Below are 21,876 nucleotides of genomic sequence, written 5' to 3'. Positions count from 1 at the left end.
GCTTGGCATCGCCACGCAACAAATCGCGGAGCGGCTCTGCTTTCCGTGAAACGATGAACCGCTCAGAGGGACGCGTGACCTACTGGCTGGCGAGTGGCGCCAGCTTGACCTTGATCACGTCGCCGGGCAGCACCGGTGTCTCTTCCTTCGCCGCGATTTCGCTGGTCTTGCCGTCGACATTGCGCACCAGCGAATAGAGCAGCGTAGGCTGCTGGTCGTTGGTGATGGCGGCAGTCGTTGCGGGGTCGCTGGCCTGGGCGATCAGGCCTTTCTGCATGTTCACCTTCAGCGCGGCCTCGTTCAGGTCGGCTTCGGTCTGCTGCCGGTCGGCGGCGAGGCTCGAGCTCAACGTGTTCTGGGCGTCGATGGCGTCCTGCGTCGCCTTGCTGATCGACTGCTTGGCGGTGAGGATGGCCGTCTCGTAGTCGAGGATCTTGCCCTGCAGGTCGGTGACGGACTGCTGCGAGTCCAGGAGCCTGGCATTGGCGACCAGGCCCTTCTGCGCCAACGGACCGATGCTGGTGAGTTGCTGCTGCGCCAAGTCGACCTGCTTCTGCTGGTTGACGATCTTCTTTTGCAGCGATTCGATTTCGGCCTGAAGGACACTCTTGAGATCGTCGAGCGCCTCGAGCTTCAACTTCAGCGCCTTCTGGTCCGCCGTGAGAATCGTCATTTCGTCGGCGACGATGGTCGGCAGCCGCGGATCGCCCTCGACCTCTTTCGGCGCTTCGAAACTTGCCTTGCCGGCCAGATCGGCATCGATGCGGGCGCGCCTGACGAGCAGCCGGACGCGCTGGTCGTCGGAGATATCGAAATTGCCCTTGGCGGTGACCAGGTCCTTGCCGAGCTGGGGGCCGTAATCGGCGCTGCGCCTGATGCCGCCGGCGACACTGATCGCTTTCAGCACCGTCAGTTCGGGTACAAAGGGAAACTGGCCGGGATTCTGCACTTCGCCCGAAATATAGAAGGGCCGGAACTGCGCCATCTCGACCGAGGCCTCGGGCTTGTCCGACAGAGCGAGCTTGTGCTGCAGCGCCTCGGCGATTGCCGCCGCGACTTCAGCCGTGGTCTTGCCGGCCGCCGGCAACTCGCCGACGAAAGGCACCGACAGCGTACCGGCCGGGCCGACCGTGTATTCGCCGTTCACCGCCGTCCAGTCGCGGAACGTGCCTTCGACGGTCTGCCATTCGGCGATGCGGATGTTGAGCTTGTCCTGCGAGCCGAGCTGGTATTCACCTGAGATGGCGACCTGGGGAAGAAAAGCCAGCGACATCGCAAGGCAGGTGGCCATAAGCCGAGAGCGGCCGGAAAAGCGGCCGCTGCCAAAGGCTTCGAACATATCTTTTTTCAACTGAACGTTCCGATCCGTTTTAGCCCCATCGCCCGATGAGCTTGCCGCCGGATGCCTGGTGCCGGCGACCGGTCAGTAAGAGCCGCGTGACATCCAGACGGCCGGCACGGTCTTGATGATGATGCGCACGTCGCCGAACAGCGACCAGTTCTCGACATAGTGGCGGTCGAAGGCGACGCGGCTGTCGTAGGAGACATCGTTGCGGCCGCTGACCTGCCACAGGCCGGTCAGGCCGGGCCGCGACTTCAGATAGTAGACGGCGGCGCTGCCGTAGATTTCCAACTCGTCGCGCACCACCGGGCGAGGACCGACAAGGCTCATATCGCCCTGCAGGATGTTGATGATCTGCGGCAATTCGTCGAGGCTGAGCTTGCGCAGCACCGCGCCGACACGAGTGACGCGCGGATCGTTCTTCAGCTTGCGGGTCGCTATCCATTCCGCATTGGCCTCTGGATTGGTGGCGAGATAGGCGGCCAGCACCTTGTCGCCGTCCGGAACCATGGTGCGGAATTTCAGGCACGGAAAAATCCGTCCGCCGCGCCCGATTCGCCGATGGCCGTAGAAAATCGATCCACCGTCGGAAAATTTGACCAGCAGCGCTACCATGATGAACAGCGGGCTGAGAGCGATCAGACCAACCAGTGAACCGAAAATGTCGAAGCTGCGCTTGATGAGGCCGCCGATCGGCGGCGGAAAATCGGTGTCAGCCTGCGAAAAGTCCGCCGTGGCCGACTTGGCAATATCCCTCATGCGGAAACTCCATGCGTTGAACGAATGGTTCACCACACGATACCAAAAAAATGTTGCAGCGCAACACACAATTTCCTGGCCCATTGAAATAGTCACGTCATGAATTGACTAAATAATAAGCTAGCGATGCACATTTTTCGGGATGTTTAGCACATTTGTGACAATAAATGGGCAAGCTTAAAAAAATGCGGACCTTTTTGGGGCGAATCTGGGGCAAGGCGTTCTCGCAGGCCCTGAATGGTACATACTAGAGCTTTAGGAAGGCGCTAAGTTCCCAACTATTAACATAAAATACTACATAATATTCGGAATTGTACTGAAACGGGTCGGCTCCTGCAGGTTGAGTGAATTGCGGTGGTGTGCGTTGCAGCATGCCCGAGTCGATCCTGCGAGCTCAATCAAAAATATGTGCGGTTGCCCTTGCCGCCTCCTGCTCGCCTTAATAGAATTGCAAATTATACCTGTCAGAGTGGCGACAGGTTGAAAGGCCGGAAGCAACCGGTCGATAGCGGGCACCTTTACAAGCCCGCATGACAAAGGGACGGCGCTCGGGTGGGGCTATCGTTTGATAAAACCCGGGCCGGTTTATGGGCTGTTGGGTATGTCGCTTCCAAAATTCATCGTTGGGATGATTTTCGCTCTTGCAATCGTCGTCGCCTGGTCATGGCTTGGTGGCGCGTCGCTAGGCATGACGCTGCTACGCGTCATCATCTGCGCCGTGATCATCCAGGCCGGCTATTTCGTCCTCGTCTATGCCATGATCGCCCGGAGCGCGCCGACGCCTGCCGACAGGCTGCGTGAAGCCGAGAGAAAGCTGAGTTCGCCAGACGTGACCGAAGGCGAGAAGCTGGGCAACGCCCGGCGCAGCCTGCACTAGTTCCTGCAAAGGATATCCGCGACCTCAGGCCACATTGGCGGGTTCGGTTTCCGACTGCTCCCCCGACAGCATCCTCGACAGCCGGCTCGCCGGCTTCGCCTTCAGCCGCTGATACTGGCCGACCTCCACGACGCGGCCGTCTTCCATCGCCACCACCCAGTCGGCGAAGGCGATCATCGATGGCCGGTGCGCGATGGTCAGGATGGTCATCGCGCCCCGCAATCCGTCGATCGACCGGGCGATCAGCGACTGGTTCTGCCAGTCGAGCGCGCTGGTCGCCTCGTCGAGGATGAGCAGCGACGGCTTGCGCAGCAGCGCACGCGCCAGCGCAATGCGTTGGCGCTCGCCGCCCGAGAGCCGCACGCCGCGGTCGCCGACCACGGTCTCGAGCCGCTGGTCGAGCCGTTCGACGAAGTCACCGGCATGCGCGGCGCGCAGCGCGGTCCACAGATCGCCGTCGCTGGCCTGCGGCGCTGCAAGGCGCAGGTTCGCCGCGATCGTGTCATGCAGCAGGAACACGTCCTGCGGCACATAGGCCACCTGATCGCGCCAGCGCCGGCGATTGCCGGCATCGATCTCGACGCCGTCGACCAGGATCTTGCCGGCGGTCGGCTCGAGAAGGCCGAGCAGCATGTCGGCGATCGTGCTCTTGCCCGACCCCGAGGGGCCGATCAGGGCCGTGACCTTGCCGGCCGGCAGGCCGAAGGTGATGTCGCTCACCACTGCCTTGCCGGAGCCGTCATCGTAGCCGAAGGAGACGCCGCGAATATTCAGCCCGGTATCGAGCGACAGCTTTTGCGCATTCTCGGATTCGGCATGGCCAGGCTCGCGCTCGGCGTCGAAACGGGCCTGCAGGCTGCGCATGGCCGTATAGGCGGGCAGGTTGATCAGCACCTGCTGGGCCTGCGTCTGCATGTCCATGAAGCGCGGCGCGATGCGCATGAAGACGAGAAGCAGCACGACAATCTCGGCCAGCGACAGGTTGAAGCGGACCAGCGCCACATAGATGAACAGGCTGAGGCCCACGACGCTCGCCACCTGGAACACCGCGGTGCCGATCGAGCTGTTGCGCACATAGTCGATGTTGTCGGCCTTCATCTTTTCCAGGGTCGACTGCAACTGCGCGAAATAGCTGGCCTCGACATTCAGGCTCTTGGCCACCTTGATACCGCCGAGGAACTCCGAGACCGTGCGGTACTGATCCTGGCGATTGCTGGTCAGGACACGCCCGAAAGCGGTGGCGCGCGCGCGAAACGGCTGCAGTGCTATGAACATCACGATGCCGATGACGATCGCAAACGCCGTCATCACCGGTGAAATGAACATCGAGATCACGAGATAGCCCACCAAAAGCACTGATATCTGCACCAGCATCAGCAGCGAGAAGGCGGCGCCCTGGACGCGATCGATATCGCCGGTCAGGGCATGATCGAGATCGGAGCTGCGCATGCGCGAGAACACGCCCCAGCGCGCCTTGCCGATGCTCTCGAACAGGTTCATGCGCAAACGGTTGATGAAATCGAAGAGAAGCCTGGCCATGTAGACCGACTTGAAGCGGTTGAACGCGGCCTGCACGGCAACGAGCCCGACCAGCGCGCACAGCACGGTGGTCAGCTGCAGCGTTCCGTCCGGCACCAGCCAGCGCACGAAATCATTGTTCGGCAGCCTCACCGCGAAATCCTGGTCGGCGCGGCCGACCAGATGCAGCAGCGGCACAAGCAGCAGGATCGAAATGCCTTCCGTCAGGCTGCCGAGGATCAGGAACAGCAGCGCCGTCCAGGTCCGCCGCCCGCCGATCTGGGCGATGACGGCGCCGAACGCGGCGACATCGCGAAACAGCGACAGACGAAGGATCGGGGACTTCGACATGATTGCGCTCACCGCTGCCGACGGACGGCCGCCAAACCCTGGGCCGCCAAGTCGGTTTCAATCAGCTCGACGGCCTCGCCAATCCTGTCGAGGCCGGTCGGAACTTCCAGCCGAAACACGCCGACATGGTTAGCCATTGCTGAACATTGGCGAAGATGAAGTGCCGCGAAATCGCCGGAGAGCGCCGCGCGGCCGAACCGCGTCACATAGGAGAACTTGATGATCGCCGGCAGGGCAGCAATGCCAGGCAAGGGCATAATCGCGGCCTTCGCGCCGCGCTCGAGGACATAGATCCTGGTTGCCGGGACCATGCCACCGGCGAAAGCGCCATGCAGGCGATGCTGCATCTTCTCGATCGCCGGATGCACTTGCGGCCGCACCTCCGCCTGGCCAAGCGAGATCGCGGCCGCCGCGTCGGCGGCAAGCTTGATCTGGGGAAAGCCCGGAACGATCATCGGCGCGTCCGGTCTGGCGAGATGCAGCGCCACGACATCGTCGGTAAGCAGATGATGACCGGCCCGGATCAGCGCGCTTGCCGTGGTCGATTTGCCGGCACCCTTGTCGCCCATGAAGATGGCGCCCCTGCCGGCCACCGCGATGGCGCTGGCATGCAGGACGAGCAGGCCACGCTGGTGCAGCAGCAGCGCCATCACCGGCCCGAGCAGTGGAAAGGCAAGCAGGGCGTCATCGACGCCGGGCGCCGGCTCGATATCAATGCGGCTGGCATTGCTGATCAGGAAGGAGCCGACGGCATGCCAAGCCAGATATTGCCGGTCCGGCTCGAAGCGGAAGATCGTCGCGGCCTCGGACGAAGGCTTCGGCATGTCGATCGTGCCGATGGCGATCAGTATATCCGCCGCAGCCGGCTCGGCCGGCTCCAGCTCGGGCAGCGCCACGTCGGACGCCACGGTCAGGCCATAGGCCCGGTAGTAGCGCCGCTCCCGCATCGTCTGGCCATCGGAAGGAGGATCGTCAAGATATGTGGCGAGCGGCTGGTTGGGAGGCGTCATGCGTGTCTCCCGCTGTGCTGGACCTGCCGCAGCCACAGCGACAGCGAGGCCGAACGCCAGACATACTGGACATCCAGCGGCGCTGCCTGATCGGGCTGGCGCAGCAGCCGCGCATAGGCGGCGCTCACCTGCGGCAGGTTGACATAGGGCGCGATACGGCCGGCATCCGAAACCAGCAGCTGTTCCAGGAGGTCGCGGTGGTTGCGCACCATGCCGTTGACGAGATTGGCGGTGAAATCGATCTTGTCGCGCCGCCACTGCACCGCCGCCGGCAGGATGCCCTCCATGGCCCGTCGCAACACGTAGCGGCCAAAGCCGTGGCTGAGTTTCTCCTCGCCTGGCAGCGCCAGGCAGAATTCGACCAGCGGCTTGTCCCAGAACGGATAGCGCGGCTCGACGCCGAAATTGGCCGCGGCCTTGTCGAGCACTTCGAAAGAGTGCGGCACATAGCCGTTGGACAGGATCCAGCGATGGCTGAGCGCGTCGCTGGCCTGGACGCCGGGCGGCATGTAGCCGGCCCGATGGAAGCGGTCGATGAGTTCGGTCCGCCTGGCCAGGTCCGGATTGATCAGGTCGCGCCAGCTGCGGCCGCGCTGCATTTGCGTGGGCTTGCGTATCCTGTTCAGGGCACGGTTCGCCAGCTGTCTCGCCTTGGCGATGCGCCAGGCCGGTCCGTAAAGGGTCAGGAACTGGAAATAGAGGCCGAGCGTGCTGTCGCCATAAGTGTCGGAGGCGCTGCGAACCTCGCGCCAAAGGTCCAGCCACCTTCCGCCATTGGCAAGCTCGTGCAGATGGCCGTGTCCCTGTGAGACAACCTCGTCGCCGCCATGGCCGTCGAGCAGCACCTTGATGCCTTTTGCGCCCGCCGTCCGGTAAATGCCGCGGGTCAGCGTCAGGCCCGGCGCCAGGAAGGTGCCCTCCTGTTCCTCCAGCACCCGCTCGAACTCGGCGAAGGGCGCATAATTGCCGACAGGGATCAGTGTCGGATCGGTCTTCTGCTGATCGAGCACGGCATCGATGAAGACCCGTTCGTCCATCGAAGAGCCCTTCTCGAAAACCAGCGAAAAGGTCGGCAGCCTGGGTTTCCGCTCGGCGGCGTTCTGCAGGCCGGCGACACAGGCGATCGAGGAGGAATCGAGACCGCCGCTCAGCATCGCGCCGACCGACCGGCTTCCGCGCATGCGGTTGCGCACCGATTGCGAAAACAGATGCGCGAATTCCTCCGCCGCATCCGACCGCGGCGGTCGTGCCGACGGCTCGATCTGCCAGTATCGGTGCAGCACCACCTGCTGCGCGGTGACAGTTAGGCTGTGGCGCGCCGGCAGGCTGAAGATATCGCTGTAGGGGGTGGATTGCGGGTCGTCCGGAAGCCCGGCCAGAAATCCCGAAATGCGGTGCTCGCTGATGCGCACGCCGACCCCGTCAAGCCCAAGCATAGGCCCGATCTCCGAGGCAAAGGCAAAGCGCCGGTCCGCGGCGTGATAGTAGAATGGCTTGACCCCGAAATGGTCGCGCGCGCAGAACAAAAGCTGCCGCTCGGCATCCCAGATGGCAAAGGCGAAATCGCCCTGCAGGTGCGCGGGGCTGGCTTCGCCCCAGCGCAGATAGGCCCGCATCAGCAATACGGCGTCCGCAACCGACCTGTCGCGTATGCCAAGCCTCGCCATCAGCTCGTCGCGATTGTCCAGCCGGCAATCGGCGGTGATGGCGAGCTTGCCGCCTGCCATCGTCAGCGGGCCGGGACCGGCTTCATCCGTGGTGTTGAGCCAGGCGTGGCCGAGCGCGATGCCGCTGTCCAGCCACCAGGAGTTTCCGTCGGGCCCGCGATGGCGCATGCGGGCCAGCATCCGCTGGATGTCGCTTGCCGCGTCCACCGGCGCGGGGTCCTGTCGCAGCAGGATTCCGGCGACGCCGCTCATCGGCTGCCGTGGTCGACCAGATGCGCGAAACCATCGACGGAGCCGCCAAGCACGACATGGTTGTCGCTGACCAGCCAGGCATGCGCCTTCAACTGCTCGCCCGTGCCGCGTTCGATGCCGATGCGGATGTTGGAGGCATTGCCCTGGCGCGCGAGAATGTATTGGCCCGAAAGCGCCTGGGTAAGGCAGGTAGCGCGCGGAACGAACCGTGCGGCAGCGGCAACCCCCCAGGCGACGAGCCGCAACTCGCCCATGCTGGCGCACTGGCGCGCGTTGAGTCGGGTCACCATGCCGCGAACACGGTTGTAGGAGAACAAGGTCAGCCCCAGCCGGACGGTCGCGACCACCAGCAGGCAATGGCAGAGGAAAAGTGCTTCCGGGCCACTCAGGGACAGGACCCTGGCCGATCCCCGGCCGGGCCGGCGGTTGGCAGGCCTCGGTCTCTGGTCCGTCGCAGGTCTCCGCCGCGAGATCATGGCCTTTTGCGGAACCTGCCTAGACAAGTGCCTCATTGTGCAGCCTCGCAAGTCCGTTTTCGGCGAAGCCCCTAAGCAAGGCGTCGACGTCAGCCTTGCAGCGCTCGGCGTCGACATTGTAGCGCGCAAGCACGGCGCTGCGGATATCGGCGATCGACTTCGGCTCCTGGATTTGCTCCCAGATGAACGCGCCGACGCTGTTGAGGCTGTAATAGATATTGGATTTCAGGTTGAGAAGCGCGAGGCCATCGCCGAATTCACAGGCCACCGCATCCCCGGTGGCACTTACGCAATCGTGCTCGGATGGGTTCCAGTTCATGCCAAAACCTCGTTAGCAACACACGGTCTACGCGTCGTCAGTTCAAAAGCGGAAAGTCGGGGATTTTCATCCCCGGCTCCATTTACGGTCTTCAATCCTGGAGGCCCAACGTCACTCCTCCAGAACCAAGCTGGTCTCAGGAGAACGTCAGATCGCCAATCGGGGTGTGCGCCGGAAACGACGCGTCGATTGCCGTGCTGCCGCCACCGCCCTGGGTAATGGTTTCGATCGAACCATGTACCGTCAGGCTTGGCGTTTCGTACTCATGCTTTTCAACATTCTGTTCCATTTTACTCTCCAATGAGGACTGGAAACGGCCTGTCGAGTGCCGTCAGCACTTTCATGCTGCGATGCAATAGCTGCATAGCAACATTTATGAGTCAAGCCTGATTTACTTCTGGTTAATCAATTACGGGTTGCGGGCGTCACCATGCGTGTGCGGAATGCTCAAGATTCGGCCGCTGTCGAGCTGAAGCTCGGTGCAGTCTGCCTTCAGCACGGGCTATTATTTAAGCAATTGAATTTGCTTGCATAAAAAGTTCATGGCGGTGGCGCTTTTTTAGGCATGGCTAAAAAGATGAATTCTTGTTAGCCAGCCGGTGTCGATGATCAGCTGAAGCCGCCTCGATTGGGTCGGGATTTCAGCCGTATGTTGCGCTGCTCGAGAAACGGCGGCAAACGCTCTGGTTGCAAAATTTCGCGCCGTGAAAGGAAAGACTTTACGGCGTCGAGCTTTTTGAGGATGCTTTGTTTCGCACCTGCAGCATAAACGTCGTGCAAACCGCATTTTGGAGACTATGCGCTCAATGGCCTTGCCGGAAAGTTCCTATGAACGACTGCGCGCAGCCGACTGTGCCGACGAGATTGGCTATGTGCAGGCCTGCCTGCGGTTGTATTTCTCAGGCGCGGCGGCTGCGGCCGGCGATGTGTCGACGCCGAGCCTTTCCGCCACCGCCGTCGCCGATATCGCCAGGCTGAACAAGGTCGCCACCTTCGTTTTGAAAGCGCTGTCGCGCGCCCCGGCCAGCGAAAGGCCCGCCGAGCTTTTCCAATGGCTCGACGCCTATCGTAGGCGGACGGTTTCGATGAACGCCGCCTGTCTCATGGATTCGATGACGATCCATACGGCGCTGCGCGACAGGCAGATCGATTTCGTCTTTCTCAAAGGTCCCTTCCAGCAGCATCTGCTCTATGACGACCATTTCATGAAGCCTTCGGGCGATGTCGACATCCTGGTTTCCCCGGCCGGATTCTCGAAAGCACGCGATGCGCTGCGCTCGATCGGCTATGAGGTCTCAGGCAAGTCACGCTCCGTCTGGTGGGTTCGCTTCCTTGGCGAACAGCACATGATCCGTGGCAACGGGCCGTCCACGGTCGACCTTCATTATCGCCTCCAGCAGCCCGGTTCGCCCAGCCCGCGCGATGCCGACGGCTTCCTGCGGCGCAAGCGGCTGGTCGAGATCACCGGCACCGAAGTGCCCTTCACGTCGGCCGCCGACACGCTGATGCTGTCCTGCATCAGCGTCGCCAAGGCCCTGTTCAACCACGAACCCTGTGCCGGCTATGTCTGCGATATCAGGGCCAGCGCCAACCGTCTTGGCGAGGCCGATCAGCAGCGTGTGCTGGATGCAGCGGTAAGCCAGGGGCTGGACGACACGTTGCTGCTCGGCCTGCGCGCCGCCGATGTACTGCTGGGCGCCACCGGCACGCTTCTGTCGGAGCGGGCCAAGCCGATCTTGTCGCGCATCGGCAATGATGACCTGCTCAACATGGTCATCGCGCCATGGCTGTCGTCCTTGCGGTGGCCGCAGCGGCGAACGGTGTTGTGGGAATTGTGCGGCAGGGCTCCCGTGCGCTACCTGGCCGAGGCCGGCTGGGCAGCGTCGGCGGATCTCAGTCGCCGCATCTTCGAGCGGCCGGCCAGCCCGTGATGGCGGTGGCGTCGCAATACGTACAGGGCGAGGGCAAATCGGAACCTGTGCAAGAGGCTAACCCATGTCGATGACGAAATCAGAGGTCTGCGTGATCATCGCGGCCAAAAATGCGGCACGCACGATCGCGGTCGCCATCGCGTCCGCATTGCGCGAATCCGAGGTGGCGGAGGTCGTCGTCGTTGACGACGGCTCCACCGACAACACGACCGAGGTCGCCCGCGCCGCCGACGACGGCAGCGGCCGGCTCAGGGTCATGCGCCTCGACGTCAATCGTGGCCCCTCCTTCGCTCGCAATGCCGCGATCGCCGGCTCGAAAGCGCCGTTCATCAGCATTCTGGATGCCGACGACTTCTTCCTCGAGGGCCGGTTCCGCAACCTGTTTGCCGCCGCCGACTGGGATTTCGCGGCCGACAACATCATGCTCATCAGGGATGATGCGACGAGCGACGCGACCAAGATCGTCGCCCCGGATTTTGCCGCCGATCCGGAATTCCTCGACTTCGAGCGCTTCGTCGAAGGCAACATCTCCAGGCGCCGCGTGCAGAGAGGCGAGCTTGGCTTCTTGAAGCCGGTGATCAGCCGCGCCTTCCTCGACCGGCACCGATTGCGCTACGACGAAAGCCTGCGGCTGGGCGAGGATTACGAGCTCTACGCCCGCGCGGTCGCCCACGGCGCGCGGTTCAAGGTCATCCGTTCCTGCGGCTACGGCGCCATCGTACGCGCTGATTCGCTCAGCGGCCGCCACAAGACGCAGGACCTGAAGCGGTTGGCCGACGCCGATCTGGCGCTGCTGGCGATAGACAGCCTGCCGGAAGGCTCCAAGGCGGTGCTGCGGCGGCACGAGCGGCATGTGCGCGACAAATACCGGCTGCGCAATTTCCTCGACGTGAAGGCCGAGCGCGGGCTGGCTTCGGCCGCGGCCTACGCCTTTGCAAGTCAATCCAACCTGGTCCCCATCGTCCAGGGCGTGGCCTCCGACAAGCTGGAGGCACTGTTTCGGCGCGTTGGCCTTGTGTCCGGGCAAAAGCGCGTGCCGCCGCTGCGTTTCCTGATGGCCGGGACCAGTGCGGGCAAGGAGCGGTAAGGGGCGGGAATGCTCGCTTCATCCGTCAAACAGCATTCGCACGGCGCAAACCATTTCCACTGGATTTAAGAGTTTACGAATTGGGTGGTTGCCTCACGGCTCCGACGATGGCAGTCTATGTTGCGGTGCAGCAAATTGAATGACCAACCGAACTGGCCCCCGATCGGATTGGTCCGACGTCTCTCCGGTCAAAAGGAGCTGGACAATGCGGTACGAGCTTTTCAGCCCCGCTTGCGGGGATCGGCCAGTGGTCGGCAGGCAAGCCGGCGATAACAGGAATTTAAGCCCATGGCCTCGATATTTGGCTTCAGATCAAGGGATCCTGCCCGCGACCGGCAGGCCGACATAGCGCGCCACGACCGGCTGGCGAAACTGTTCGAGCAGATCGCCGCCGAGATCGAGGCCGAGAAAACCGGCCTGGAGAGCCGCTACCGCAAGACGGCGACCAATGCGGCCTTTCTTGTCGAAGCCATGGAAAACGGCTCCGCTTCGCAGAGGCGCTCATCCGAAGTCAGCGCGCTGACGCAATCGATCCTGAATTGCGAGCGCCGCATCGCCGCCTTGTCGCGCCAGGACGGCCTGATGAAAGAGCTGCGTCATTCGCTGAATATGGTCTTCGACGCGGCTGGGGAGTCCGATTCGGCCGACGCGGCCGATTTCGCCAGGCCCGCGGGCGCCGGCCGGGCGTGAGACTACTTCAAAGGCATGATGCAAGCTTCGAAGGTATGATGCAGACAGGAGAGGATTTCGGGAGGGCCGAAGAGGAGGCCAAGGTTGGCCCGTTTGGAAGCGGTTCAAACGTCGACTTTGGGTTGGGGACGCACAGCACAAAGGTGAGTTTGGTATGAATTTGGATCCGAAAACCACGTCCACGTCAGCAATTGACGCAACCTCCGTCGCGCATCAGACCCGGCAAGCCGACCTGCGGCGGTTGGGCTTGATCGGCGGGTTGCTGCTGGCTGCTCTCGGCAGCCTCTTTGCGGCTCCCTCCCATGCGCAGGATATCCAGTCCGCTCCCTCTTTCGTCGATGATTTCAAGAGCTTCGACAAGTCGCGCTGGTATGTGTCCGATGGCTGGAGCAATGGCAGTCATCAGAATTGCACCTGGTCGAAGGGGCTGGTGGAGCTTTCAGACGGTGTGCTGTCGCTTGGCTTCGAAAAACAGAAGCTGAAGGATCGCGAGTTCGCCTGCGGCGAGATCCAGACCAAGCAGCGCTTCGGCTACGGCACCTATGAGGCACGGCTGAAGACCGACACCGGCTCCGGCCTCAACGCGGCCTTCTTCACCTATATCGGCCCGTCGGACAAGCAGCCCTGGGACGAGATCGACTTCGAGATCCTGACCAAGGACACCTCCAAGGTGCAGGTCAACGCCTATATCGACGGCAAGGGCAAGAACGAGAAGCTGGTCGAGGTGCCGGGCGGCACGGACAAGGGCTTCAACGACTACGCCTTCGTCTGGGAGAAGGACAGTTTGCGCTGGTACGTCAACGGCCAGCTGGTGAACACCATCACCGACCCGGCGAAGCTGCCCAGCCATGCGCAGAAGATCTTCTTCAGCCTTTGGGGCAGCGACACCATGAAGGGTTGGATGGGCGCCTTCGCGGATCCGGGCCGCAAGCTTTCGCTGCAGGTCGAACGCGTTGCCTTCACCGCGCTCGGCCAGCCATGCCAGTTTCCGGAATCGCTCGTATGCAGCGTAAAAGAGTTGGGAAAGACGAATTGAACCGGCCGGACCGAGAACGGGTCGCGGCCATGGATGGGAATGAAACCGAATGAACTTGACGGTGTTTGGAATTGGCTATGTCGGCCTCGTGCAGGCGGCGGTGCTTGCCGAGGTTGGCCACCAGGTGGTTTGCGTCGACATCGACGAAGGCAAGGTGGAGCGCCTCAACCAGGGCTTCGTGCCGATCTTCGAGCCAGGCCTCGAAACCATCGTCAGGGAGAATCATGCCGCCGGCCGCATCAAATTCACCACCGATGCCGCCGCCGCCGTCCGGCACGGTGAAATCCAGATGATCGCGGTCGGAACGCCGCCCGGCGAGGACGGCTCGGCCGACCTCAAATATGTTCTGGCCGTCGCCGAGACCATCGGCCGCGAGATGGATAGCGCCAAGATCGTCGTCGGCAAGTCGACCGTGCCGGTCGGCACCTGTGAAAAGGTGAAAGCCAGGATCGCCGAAACGCTGAAGAAGAGAGGGCGTGAGGATCTTGCCTTCGACGTCGCCTCCAATCCCGAGTTCCTCAAGGAAGGCTCGGCCGTCGCCGACTGCATGAAGCCCGACCGCATCATCGTCGGCACCTCGAGCGAGGGGACCGAGGCGGTGATGCGCGAGCTCTACGCGCCCTTCAACCGCAACCACGAAAAGATGATCGTGATGGATGTGCGCAGCGCCGAATTCACGAAATACGCCGCCAACTGCATGCTGGCCACCAAGATCAGCTTCATGAACGAGATGGCCAATCTGGCCGAGCAGCTCGGCGCCGACATCGAGGAGGTGCGCAAGGGCATCGGCAGCGATCCGCGCATCGGCTACCACTTCATCTATCCCGGTCTCGGCTATGGCGGCTCATGCTTTCCCAAGGACGTCCGCGCCCTGATCAAGACCGCCGAGGGCGTCAAGTTCGATGCCAAGCTGCTGCGCGCCGTCGAGGAGCGCAACAATGACCAGAAATCCGTGCTGTTCGACAAGGTGAACCGCTATTTCAAGGGCAATCTCAAGGGCAAGACCTTTGCGCTGTGGGGCCTGGCTTTCAAACCCAACACCGACGATATGCGCGAGGCGCCGGCGCGAGTCCTGATGGAAGCGCTGTGGAAGGCCGGCGCGACCGTACAGGCTTACGATCCCGAGGCGATGCAGGAATGCCAGGCCATTTACGGCCTGCGCGACGACCTGCTGCTCTGCGGCACCAAGGAAGCGGCCCTGCGCGGCGCCGATGCGCTGCTCATCGCCACTGAATGGAAGAGCTTTCGCGCCCCGTCCTTCGATGCGTTGAAGGACGCGCTGACCACGCCGGTCATCTTCGACGGCCGCAACCTCTATGACCCCAAGGTCGTGGCGCGCCACGGCATCGAATATCACTCGATCGGCAGAATGGCGGCATGAGGGCGAGCGTGGGAAGCAAGCGGAATTTCGCACACGCGCACGGCGCGGAAAGGAGTTGCGGCTGATGGTGCTGGACGTAAAGCCAGAGCAAATCACCAAGGATCATTTCGATCTCATCGCGATCGGTTCCGGTTTCGGTTCGGCCTTCTTCCTGCACGAATTCGCCAAGCGGCGTAAGGCGCGCATCCTGATCCTGGAATGGGGTCGGCACAACACGCATGAATGGCAGCTCGGCCAGAACGCCAACACCGACATCGACGACGAGACGACCTACAAGACCAACTCCGACAAGCCGTGGAACTACACGATCGGACTGGGTGGCGGGACCAACTGCTGGTTCGCCCAGACGCCGAGGTTCCATCCCAATGACTTCAGGCTGAAAAGCACCTATGGCATCGGCAATGACTGGCCGATCAGCTATGACGATGTCGAGCCGTTCTACTGCGATGCCGAAGAGATCATGTCGATCTCCGGCGATCCCGACATGGCGGCGATGCTGCCGCGATCGAAACCGTTTCCGCAACCGCCGCATCGCATGTCGACGCCGGACAAGATGATGAAGGCGGCCCAGCCCGACCAGCATTTCGTTATGCCGACCGCCCGCGCCCGAGTGCCGACCGCGCAGCGCACCTCGTGCTGCGCCAATCTGCGCTGCTGGCTGTGCCCGGTCGACGCGAAATTCACCGCCAACAATGGCCTGATGCATGTCTTCGAGCATCCTGACGTTTCGGTCTGCCTCGGCGCGGAAGTGCGGCGGCTTGATCAGGTCGGCGGCACGGTCCGTTCGGTCACCTTCGTTCATGACGGCAAGGAGTATCAGGTCAGCGGCGACCTCTTCATTCTCGGCGCCAACGCCATCCAGAGCGCGGCGATCATGCTGCGCTCGGGGCTGGGAGACGAATTCGTCGGGCGCGGCCTGCATGAATCCTATGGCTGGAATTTCGAGGTCTATCTCGACGGCGTCGACAATTTCGACGGCAGCACCATCACCACCGGACTGAATTTCGGCCTCTATGACGGTCCGCACCGGTCCGAGCACGCGGCGGCGCTGGTCTATTTCGAGAACCGCTGGCAGCACGGGATGCGCGCCGAGAAGGGACGTCTGCGGCAGGCGCTGCCGTTGGTCGTGGTCACGGAAAACCTGCTCGATCACGAGAATTTCGTCACCCTCGACGAGGACGACAATGCCTTCGTCTCCTTCAAGGCGCCGTCGGACTATGCGGTCAAGGGCATGGCCCGGGCGCTGGACAAATTACCGGCACTGCTTGCCCCGCTGCCGGTCGAACGGCTCTTCGACCGCGGCATCCGGCCAACGGAATCGCATGTCCAGGGCACACTGAGGATGGGTACCGGCCCCGCTGATTCGGTGATCGACAGCAACATGATCCATCACCGGTTGAGAAACCTGGTTGTCGTCGGCACCAGCACCTATCCGAGCTGCTCCTGCGCCAATCCAAGCCTGACCGCGGCGGCTTTGTCCCTGCGGGCGGCGAGCCGGATCGCGTGAGAGGAGCGGGCCGATGATCGAAGTCACACGGCGCTCCGCACTGGCCATCCTGGCGGGTGGCGTTGCCTCGACGGGCGTTGCCTATGCCGCCGTCTCCTCGTTTTCGGACGAGGATCTGGTTCGCGTCACGCTGGAAAAATACCTCGGCAGGCTGAATATGCGCATCGAGCATCTGCAGCAGTTCGTGCTGGAGTTCCGCAACCGCAACCCCTGGATCTTTCCGAGCGAGAAACTTAGCGACGCAGTCACTCTGGTCGAGGAGCTCAAACTGGGCGCCGCCCGCCGTCTGCTGCCCCAGGAGAAGCGGGAAGATCTGATACATTTCGACCGCTGGGTCATCGCCGAATTCCATATGCTGACGGACTACGCCTGGCGCAGTTCGCCTGACGATCCGATCCGGTTCACCGGATGGAACTCATGCACCAATCCGTTCGCGACGCTTGATCCGCCACAGAGCGCTTGAGGCGCCTTCGACGCGGCCGTTGATCGGCCGCATGACTGAAACGCGAAAGACCAGGAGCCAGGATCATGAAAGTCCTCTTTGCCAGCGGCAACGGCTATCCGCCCGAGTTCGGTGGCGGCGTCCAATCCAGCACGCATCATCTGGTGCAGCAGCTGATCGAACATGGCCATGAAGCGTCGGTGCTCTGCGCCCTGTTCGGCGACGGCATGTTCGGCTTCAAGGCGCGCGCCAAGATGAAGCTCATGCGGCAACCGGCGGTCGTCGACAGCTTTCCCGGTTACCCGGTGATAAGGACATGGTTTCCCTGGGAGGCGGCAGGGTTTGCCGTCAAGAAACTGAAGCCGGATGTGACGGTGGTCCAGTGCCACAAATCGGTTCCGCTCGGCAAAGCCCTGCAGGCCGAGGGCGTGCCGCTGGTGGTCTATCTCAGAAATGTCGAGTTCCATGAGCTGGGCGGCGATTTGCGCGAGTTGGGTTCCGCGCTCTACATCGCCAATTCGGAGTTCACCGCGCGCAGCTACAAGAGGGAATTCGGCATCGAGGCGACGGTCATTCCGCCGACCATCAACCCGACGCAGTACAGCACGCCGACCACGGGCCAGTTCGTCACCCTGATCAATCCCTATGAGGAGAAGGGCTTCGAGCTGGCGGTGCGCATTGCCGGCGCCTGCCCGGAAATCCCGTTCCTGTTCGTTGAAAGCTGGAAGCTGGAGGACGACCATCGCGCGCGCATCGAGGAGACGATCGCGCCGCTCGGCAATGTCACGCTGGAGAGCCGCACCAACGACATGAAGACGATCTATGGCCGCACCAGGATCCTGCTCGCGCCCTCGAAATGGGAGGAGGCCTGGGGCCGCGTCGCGTCCGAAGCCCATTGCAGCGGCATCCCCGTCGTCGGTTCCCGGCGCGGCGGTCTGCCCGAAGCCATCGGCCCCGGCGGCACGGTGCTCGACTATGACGCTCCGCTCATCGACTGGGTCGCGGCCGTCAGGCAGCTGTGGAACGACAACAAGGAATATGAGCGGGTTTCAAACCTCGCGCGCGGCTTCGCGGCGCGTCCGGAGCTCGATCCCGATCGGCAGTTCGTCACCTTCTTCTCGATACTGGACAGGGCGGTGCGGCAGCGCGCGCTGCAGGCCGCTTAGAGCAATTCCAGGAAAAGTGTTTTCCGTCCGGAATTGCGTTAAAACAATAGGATAGAGCGGTTCGCCGTTTCTGTGAAACGGTTAAACGCTCTAGCCAGCACTCAGCAAGCCAGCCGATCAGGCCGGGCGCTTGACCCGGCTTTTCAGCGTTTCATAGCCGCGGGCGCCAAGCAGGGCGCGGGCCAGGGCCTTGGCGGCGCCCTTGCGGCTTTGCTGCGAGTTGATCTGCCGCAACCTGGCCGGCAGGTTGCGCGCCGCCTGGCCGAGCGCCGGCAGCGACAGTGCGTCGGGAAAGCTCACCATATGGGTCTCGACACACAGCACCGGCTTGCCTGACAGCTCCGTGATCTTCAGCGCCTGCGCATGTTCGCTTTCGATGAACAGGATGGCGTTGGACTTGCGGTAGAAATCGGCCTTGAAACTGCCATGCGCGCCGAGCCGCTGACGCTCCGCCTTGCTCGGCAGGTCGAGCATGATCAGCTGGTCGTACAGGATCCCGTTCTTGGCCAGCCACGCCTCGGTCAGCGCGCGGTATTTCTCCAGCCGGCTGGTGACCAGCCAGCCGATCCTGTGGGTCGGGGCATGCAGCGGCCGCGCTTCGCTGAGGAATTTCTCATAGGCCGGACCATCGTCGTTTTCCGCCTCGGTCGGATCGAGGCACAGCACGCCGTCTATGTCGACGCAGCATTGCGCTAGGAATTTGTGATGCATGAAATTCCACTGGAACATGCGCGGATGCGGCACCACTTCGAAGACGACGTCGGTTTCCCGATGCTTCGGCTCCAGGCCGAATACTGCGGCATAGATGAAATCACCCTCGATGCCGGCAGCCTCGATACGGGCACGGGCATCGCGCATGGCGTTGCCGCCGGCGATGCTGTCGTCGATCACAAGCACCTTGCGCATGTCCGAGACCTTGCGGTCGAGTGCGGCGCGCCGCTTGGTGATGCCTGACGTATAGACCCGGCCTTCCAGGAAGGAATCCAGATCGGTCATCGGAATGTTCGCCGCAAGGCTGACCAGCGTCCCCGCCAGCACGCCGCTTCTGGGCACGCCGACCACAAGGTCGATGTCGCGCGGCAGCCGGTGAAGGTTGCCGACAATCGTGTCGTTCATGTCGGAGATCGATCGGTAGTGCATGGATCAGACCTGATGTTCGTGTGGATATTGGGTAGCCGGCAAAGGTGCCGAAATTATTGCGCCTCGCGCGGCATTGCCGCCGGCCGTCTTGCCGGCAGCATTTTCAGGGCCTCGCGCAAGGCCTCGCGGCCGGATGCGAAGGCCAGCGCGACGACAACGGTGATGAGGTAGGCAAGCATGGCACCGCTGGCCAGGGCGACGACATGCTGCTGCGGCAGCATCGGCTTGATCAGCCAGACCGCCGCCAGTGCCAGATGCGCGCCGAGCACGAACGGCGTTGCCGCGCGCAGCACATGGCTGGCCCGCAGCGGTCCGCTCTTGCCGACATAGAGCCACAGGAACGGCGTGCGCAGATATTCGCTGACCGCATAGGCGATCGCCACGCCGAGCGCGCCATAGGGCAGGCCGAGCGCGAAGGCGAGCACCGAGGTCACGGCGGTGATGATGCCCCAGCGCATGAAGTCGCCGGAGCGGCCCTGGCTGACGAAAAGCCAGCCCGCCGGGTTGTTGAGCGGCTGCAGCAGCCCGGCAAAGCCGAGCGCCAGGAAGATCGAGGCGCTTGCGCGCCACTGTTCGCCGAGCACGAAGGGGATCAGCACATCCGACATCGCGGTGGCGAAGGCGACGCCGGGCAGCGCCACCAAAAGGATCAGCGGCATGACGCGCAGATAGGCGCTGCGGTAGCGGTCCGGCTCATCCTTCAGCCTGGACAGCGCCGGCACCATGACCTTCGACAGCGGATTGGTGATCTGGCTGAGCGGGAACAGAAGCAGCTTGTAGGCGCGGTCGTAGAGGCCGAGTTGCTGCTCGCCCCAGTATTTGCCGATCAGCACATTGTCGAGGTTGCGGGCAAAGAAATTGGCGAAGTTGAAGCCGGTGATGCCGGCGCCGAAATGTATCAGCTCGCCGATGCCGGCGACCTTGCGCGGCAGGCCGGGCCGCCAGCGCGAGCTTGCCCAGTAGCACAGCGTCGGCAGCACCGCGCCGGTCAGCGTGCCGGCAAACAGCGCCCAGTAGGAGCGGTCGATGAAGGTCCAGGCAATCGACACAATCAGCCCGGCAACCGCGCTGGCGACGTCGATGATCGCCAGGCGCCCGAACTGCATGCGTCGTGTCAAAAGCGCCAGATGCTGGGCGCCGAGCCCATAAGCCATGATTTGCAGCCCGAACGCGGCGACCAGCCCGGCCACGCGCGGCTCGCCATAGAAGGCCGCGACCAACGGTGCCGCACCCGCGAGCACGCAGGCCAGGATGGCGCTGACCGCGACATTGATCCAGAAGAGGTAGTTCACCTCCTCATGGCGGATGCCCGATTTCTGGATCGTCGCCTGGGTCAGGCCGAAATCCTGGAACAGCGCGATGAAGGCCAGCACGGGCGCGCACATCGCCACGACGCCGAAATCCTGCGGCGACAAGAGCCGCGACAGCACGATGACGGATATGATCTGTGTCGCGACCCGCACCGATTGCGACATGGCGGTCACCACCGCGCCGCGCCCGACCGATTTACGCAGCGAGCCTTCCGGCGGATCGAATGGGTTGGCTTCCAAATTCAGGATTCCTGATTTTTGCGCGGATTTCCGAACCCTGAAAATCCACGACCGCCGCCATCCCCAAACTACGGCAATAATTTTGCAGTGCAACAGAAAATGTCCATTACCGCGCCAAAAATGTTGCGATGCAGCAAGAGCTGTACTAGCATCCCTTTGGGTGGGGTCAAACAGCGGTCGAGTTTTCATGCTGCATGTCTTGTACCTGGTGCACGATGTTTCCGATCCGGCGGTTCGCCGACGGATCACAATGCTCAGGACAGGCGGCGCCCGGGTCACTCTGGCGGGCTTTCGCCGCACCGCAACCCCGATTGCCGATATCGAAGGATTGCAGCCGGTCGACCTTGGGGCGACGCGCGACGGCCGATTCGCCCAGCGCCTGGCGGCGGTCGCGAAAGCGACGGTTTCGATAGGCGCGAAGCTGAAGGGCGCGCCGCGGCCCGATCTCATCATCGCGCGCAATCTGGAAATGCTGGCGCTGGCGCGCCGCGCCAGGTCGGCCTTCGGCGCCACGGTGCCGATTGTCTATGAATGCCTCGACATCCACCGCCTGGTGCTTCGCGACGACATCTTCGGCAAGGCGCTGCGCGCCACCGAGCGCCATCTGGCGCGCGACGTGAAGTTGCTGGTGACCAGTTCGCCCGCCTTCATCGCCAATTATTTCAAGCCCTTCCGCCAGGTTGCCGCCCCCGTCGAGCTGATCGAGAACAAATATTTCGAGGCAGCGGCGATCCTGCCCGGCGAGCGTGAAACAGTCGAAGCGCCTGCCGCCCCGCCCTGGCGAATCGGCTGGTTCGGAGCACTGCGCTGCCGGCGCTCGCTCAAGCTTCTGGCTGATTTCACCCACCGCATGGACGGACGTTTCGAAATCGTGCTGCGCGGCCGTCCGGCGCTCTCCGAATTCCCGGATTTCCACGCCTTCGTCGATGCCGAGCCTTATCTGTCGTTTCGTGGACCTTACCGCAATCCGGAGGACATGGCGGCGATCTACCAGGACGTGCATTTCTCCTGGGCGATCGATTTCTTCGAGGAGGGGCAGAATTCGGAGTGGCTGCTGCCCAACCGTCTCTATGAAGGCTGCCGTTTCGGGGCGGTGCCGATCGCTATGGGCCATACGGAAACCGGACGGTTCCTCAGCCAGCAGGACATCGGCATCCTGTTGCCCAAGGCGACGCCCGAGGCGCTCGAAACTGCGCTCGGCACGATGGAGGAGCAGCGCTTCGGCAGACTGAAGGCGCGCGTGCTTGCCCGCAATCCGAGGACGTGGAGCTACGATCGCAGCGACTGCAGCGCGCTGGTCGAAAAGCTGCGCCGCCTGACCACCGTGCGCGAGCCCCTCGCGACTGAAGCCCTGGCATAGGATGAACATCGCCCG

General features: G+C 62.8%; 20 protein-coding genes. 10 read left to right on the top strand and 10 right to left on the bottom strand.

The window, feature by feature from the left end; translation table 11 throughout:
- Nucleotides 1–79: 79 nt before the first annotated feature.
- Both JG747_RS01270 and JG747_RS01265 read right to left on the bottom strand, forming a co-directional pair.
- Entirely contained in the window at nt 80–1,339 is a 1,260-nt protein-coding gene (locus JG747_RS01270; RefSeq protein WP_202361001.1) for a polysaccharide biosynthesis/export family protein, read from the bottom strand.
- An 84-nt stretch (nt 1,340–1,423) separates the two neighbouring features.
- The gene (locus tag JG747_RS01265) at nt 1,424–2,101 is read right to left on the bottom strand and encodes a sugar transferase (protein ID WP_027047680.1); all 678 of its coding nucleotides are present in this window, start codon (nt 2,099–2,101) and stop codon (nt 1,424–1,426) included.
- A 601-nt stretch (nt 2,102–2,702) separates the two neighbouring features.
- On the opposite strand from JG747_RS01265, the gene JG747_RS01260 reads away from it, so the two are divergent.
- Nucleotides 2,703–2,978 carry a hypothetical protein gene (locus JG747_RS01260; RefSeq protein ID WP_010913072.1) on the top strand — a complete coding sequence of 92 codons (276 nt, stop codon included), beginning with the start codon at nt 2,703–2,705 and terminating at the stop codon, nt 2,976–2,978.
- Between the two features lie 24 nt (nt 2,979–3,002).
- On the opposite strand, the gene JG747_RS01255 is transcribed toward JG747_RS01260, so the two are convergent.
- From JG747_RS01255 to JG747_RS01230, 6 genes are all read right to left on the bottom strand, one after another.
- Nucleotides 3,003–4,847: an ABC transporter ATP-binding protein gene (locus JG747_RS01255; RefSeq protein ID WP_202361000.1), complete on the bottom strand. Its 1,845-nt coding sequence runs from the start codon at nt 4,845–4,847 to the stop codon at nt 3,003–3,005.
- Between the two features lie 8 nt (nt 4,848–4,855).
- Complete coding sequence (locus tag JG747_RS01250; RefSeq protein ID WP_202360999.1) at nt 4,856–5,857, bottom strand: serine kinase; 1,002 nt, start codon at nt 5,855–5,857, stop codon at nt 4,856–4,858.
- Complete coding sequence (locus tag JG747_RS01245) at nt 5,854–7,776, bottom strand: lasso peptide isopeptide bond-forming cyclase (protein ID WP_202360998.1); 1,923 nt, start codon at nt 7,774–7,776, stop codon at nt 5,854–5,856. The genes JG747_RS01250 and JG747_RS01245 overlap by 4 nt, the downstream gene beginning before the upstream one ends.
- Complete coding sequence (locus tag JG747_RS01240; RefSeq protein ID WP_244748313.1) at nt 7,773–8,123, bottom strand: lasso peptide biosynthesis B2 protein; 351 nt, start codon at nt 8,121–8,123, stop codon at nt 7,773–7,775. Before JG747_RS01240 ends, JG747_RS01245 begins: the two co-directional genes overlap by 4 nt.
- Nucleotides 8,124–8,271: 148 nt before the next feature.
- On the bottom strand, nt 8,272–8,571 hold the full coding sequence (locus JG747_RS01235; protein ID WP_019862839.1) for a PqqD family protein: 300 nt from the start codon (nt 8,569–8,571) through the stop codon (nt 8,272–8,274).
- Between the two features lie 136 nt (nt 8,572–8,707).
- Nucleotides 8,708–8,860 (bottom strand): lasso peptide, encoded by a 153-nt coding sequence (locus JG747_RS01230; protein WP_010913078.1) that lies wholly within the window; start codon nt 8,858–8,860, stop codon nt 8,708–8,710.
- A gap of 517 nt (nt 8,861–9,377) precedes the next feature.
- Between JG747_RS01230 and JG747_RS01225 the strand changes: the two genes are divergently transcribed.
- The 8 genes from JG747_RS01225 (at nt 9,378) to JG747_RS01190 (ending at nt 17,811) form a co-directional block, all read left to right on the top strand.
- Nucleotides 9,378–10,502 carry a nucleotidyltransferase family protein gene (locus JG747_RS01225; RefSeq protein ID WP_202360996.1) on the top strand — a complete coding sequence of 375 codons (1,125 nt, stop codon included), beginning with the start codon at nt 9,378–9,380 and terminating at the stop codon, nt 10,500–10,502.
- 64 nt (nt 10,503–10,566) lie between these two features.
- Nucleotides 10,567–11,589, top strand: coding sequence for a glycosyltransferase family 2 protein (locus JG747_RS01220; RefSeq protein ID WP_202360995.1), 1,023 nt, complete (start codon nt 10,567–10,569; stop codon nt 11,587–11,589).
- Between the two features lie 288 nt (nt 11,590–11,877).
- Complete coding sequence (locus tag JG747_RS01215) at nt 11,878–12,279, top strand: hypothetical protein (RefSeq protein ID WP_019862842.1); 402 nt, start codon at nt 11,878–11,880, stop codon at nt 12,277–12,279.
- Between the two features lie 154 nt (nt 12,280–12,433).
- Entirely contained in the window at nt 12,434–13,315 is an 882-nt protein-coding gene (exoK, locus tag JG747_RS01210) for an endo-1,3-1,4-beta-glycanase ExoK (protein WP_202360994.1), read from the top strand.
- Between the two features lie 49 nt (nt 13,316–13,364).
- Nucleotides 13,365–14,696: a UDP-glucose dehydrogenase family protein gene (locus tag JG747_RS01205; protein ID WP_019862845.1), complete on the top strand. Its 1,332-nt coding sequence runs from the start codon at nt 13,365–13,367 to the stop codon at nt 14,694–14,696.
- A gap of 64 nt (nt 14,697–14,760) precedes the next feature.
- A complete protein-coding gene (locus tag JG747_RS01200) occupies nt 14,761–16,203 on the top strand; it encodes a GMC oxidoreductase (protein WP_069090855.1) in 1,443 nt (480 codons plus the stop codon).
- 13 nt (nt 16,204–16,216) lie between these two features.
- The gene (locus JG747_RS01195) at nt 16,217–16,666 is read left to right on the top strand and encodes a hypothetical protein (protein WP_038651740.1); all 450 of its coding nucleotides are present in this window, start codon (nt 16,217–16,219) and stop codon (nt 16,664–16,666) included.
- Nucleotides 16,667–16,731: 65 nt separating this feature from the next.
- On the top strand, nt 16,732–17,811 hold the full coding sequence (locus JG747_RS01190) for a glycosyltransferase (protein WP_019862848.1): 1,080 nt from the start codon (nt 16,732–16,734) through the stop codon (nt 17,809–17,811).
- A 117-nt stretch (nt 17,812–17,928) separates the two neighbouring features.
- Here the strand turns inward: JG747_RS01190 and JG747_RS01185 are convergent, their stop codons facing one another.
- Together JG747_RS01185 and JG747_RS01180 are read right to left on the bottom strand one after the other, a co-directional pair.
- Nucleotides 17,929–18,951, bottom strand: a complete 1,023-nt coding sequence (locus JG747_RS01185; RefSeq protein ID WP_202360993.1) for a phosphoribosyltransferase family protein — start codon at nt 18,949–18,951, stop codon at nt 17,929–17,931.
- A gap of 53 nt (nt 18,952–19,004) precedes the next feature.
- Nucleotides 19,005–20,501: a lipopolysaccharide biosynthesis protein gene (locus JG747_RS01180; RefSeq protein WP_202360992.1), complete on the bottom strand. Its 1,497-nt coding sequence runs from the start codon at nt 20,499–20,501 to the stop codon at nt 19,005–19,007.
- 187 nt (nt 20,502–20,688) lie between these two features.
- On the opposite strand from JG747_RS01180, the gene JG747_RS01175 reads away from it, so the two are divergent.
- Nucleotides 20,689–21,861 (top strand): glycosyl transferase family 1, encoded by a 1,173-nt coding sequence (locus tag JG747_RS01175; protein ID WP_019862851.1) that lies wholly within the window; start codon nt 20,689–20,691, stop codon nt 21,859–21,861.
- Nucleotides 21,862–21,876: the final 15 nt, after the last annotated feature.

The sequence above is a fragment of the Mesorhizobium sp. 131-3-5 genome (assembly GCF_016756575.1).
GTDB lineage: Bacteria > Pseudomonadota > Alphaproteobacteria > Rhizobiales > Rhizobiaceae > Mesorhizobium > Mesorhizobium jarvisii.
The sequence above is the reverse complement of the archived record's forward strand: the minus strand, read 5'-3'. Positions and strand labels throughout refer to the sequence as shown.

Coding starts and splice junctions, on each gene's coding strand:
- JG747_RS01265 (WP_027047680.1), bottom strand. CDS start 2,101: ATGAGGGATATTGCCAAGTCGGCCACGGCGGACTTTTCGCAGGCTGAC.
- JG747_RS01255 (WP_202361000.1), bottom strand. CDS start 4,847: ATGTCGAAGTCCCCGATCCTTCGTCTGTCGCTGTTTCGCGATGTCGCC.
- JG747_RS01200 (WP_069090855.1), top strand. CDS start 14,761: ATGGTGCTGGACGTAAAGCCAGAGCAAATCACCAAGGATCATTTCGAT.
- JG747_RS01215 (WP_019862842.1), top strand. CDS start 11,878: ATGGCCTCGATATTTGGCTTCAGATCAAGGGATCCTGCCCGCGACCGG.
- JG747_RS01245 (WP_202360998.1), bottom strand. CDS start 7,776: ATGAGCGGCGTCGCCGGAATCCTGCTGCGACAGGACCCCGCGCCGGTG.
- JG747_RS01225 (WP_202360996.1), top strand. CDS start 9,378: ATGGCCTTGCCGGAAAGTTCCTATGAACGACTGCGCGCAGCCGACTGT.
- JG747_RS01190 (WP_019862848.1), top strand. CDS start 16,732: ATGAAAGTCCTCTTTGCCAGCGGCAACGGCTATCCGCCCGAGTTCGGT.
- JG747_RS01205 (WP_019862845.1), top strand. CDS start 13,365: ATGAACTTGACGGTGTTTGGAATTGGCTATGTCGGCCTCGTGCAGGCG.
- JG747_RS01270 (WP_202361001.1), bottom strand. CDS start 1,339: ATGTTCGAAGCCTTTGGCAGCGGCCGCTTTTCCGGCCGCTCTCGGCTT.
- JG747_RS01220 (WP_202360995.1), top strand. CDS start 10,567: ATGTCGATGACGAAATCAGAGGTCTGCGTGATCATCGCGGCCAAAAAT.
- JG747_RS01185 (WP_202360993.1), bottom strand. CDS start 18,951: ATGCACTACCGATCGATCTCCGACATGAACGACACGATTGTCGGCAAC.
- JG747_RS01250 (WP_202360999.1), bottom strand. CDS start 5,857: ATGACGCCTCCCAACCAGCCGCTCGCCACATATCTTGACGATCCTCCT.
- JG747_RS01175 (WP_019862851.1), top strand. CDS start 20,689: ATGCTGCATGTCTTGTACCTGGTGCACGATGTTTCCGATCCGGCGGTT.
- JG747_RS01235 (WP_019862839.1), bottom strand. CDS start 8,571: ATGAACTGGAACCCATCCGAGCACGATTGCGTAAGTGCCACCGGGGAT.
- JG747_RS01230 (WP_010913078.1), bottom strand. CDS start 8,860: ATGGAACAGAATGTTGAAAAGCATGAGTACGAAACGCCAAGCCTGACG.
- exoK (WP_202360994.1), top strand. CDS start 12,434: ATGAATTTGGATCCGAAAACCACGTCCACGTCAGCAATTGACGCAACC.
- JG747_RS01195 (WP_038651740.1), top strand. CDS start 16,217: ATGATCGAAGTCACACGGCGCTCCGCACTGGCCATCCTGGCGGGTGGC.
- JG747_RS01260 (WP_010913072.1), top strand. CDS start 2,703: ATGTCGCTTCCAAAATTCATCGTTGGGATGATTTTCGCTCTTGCAATC.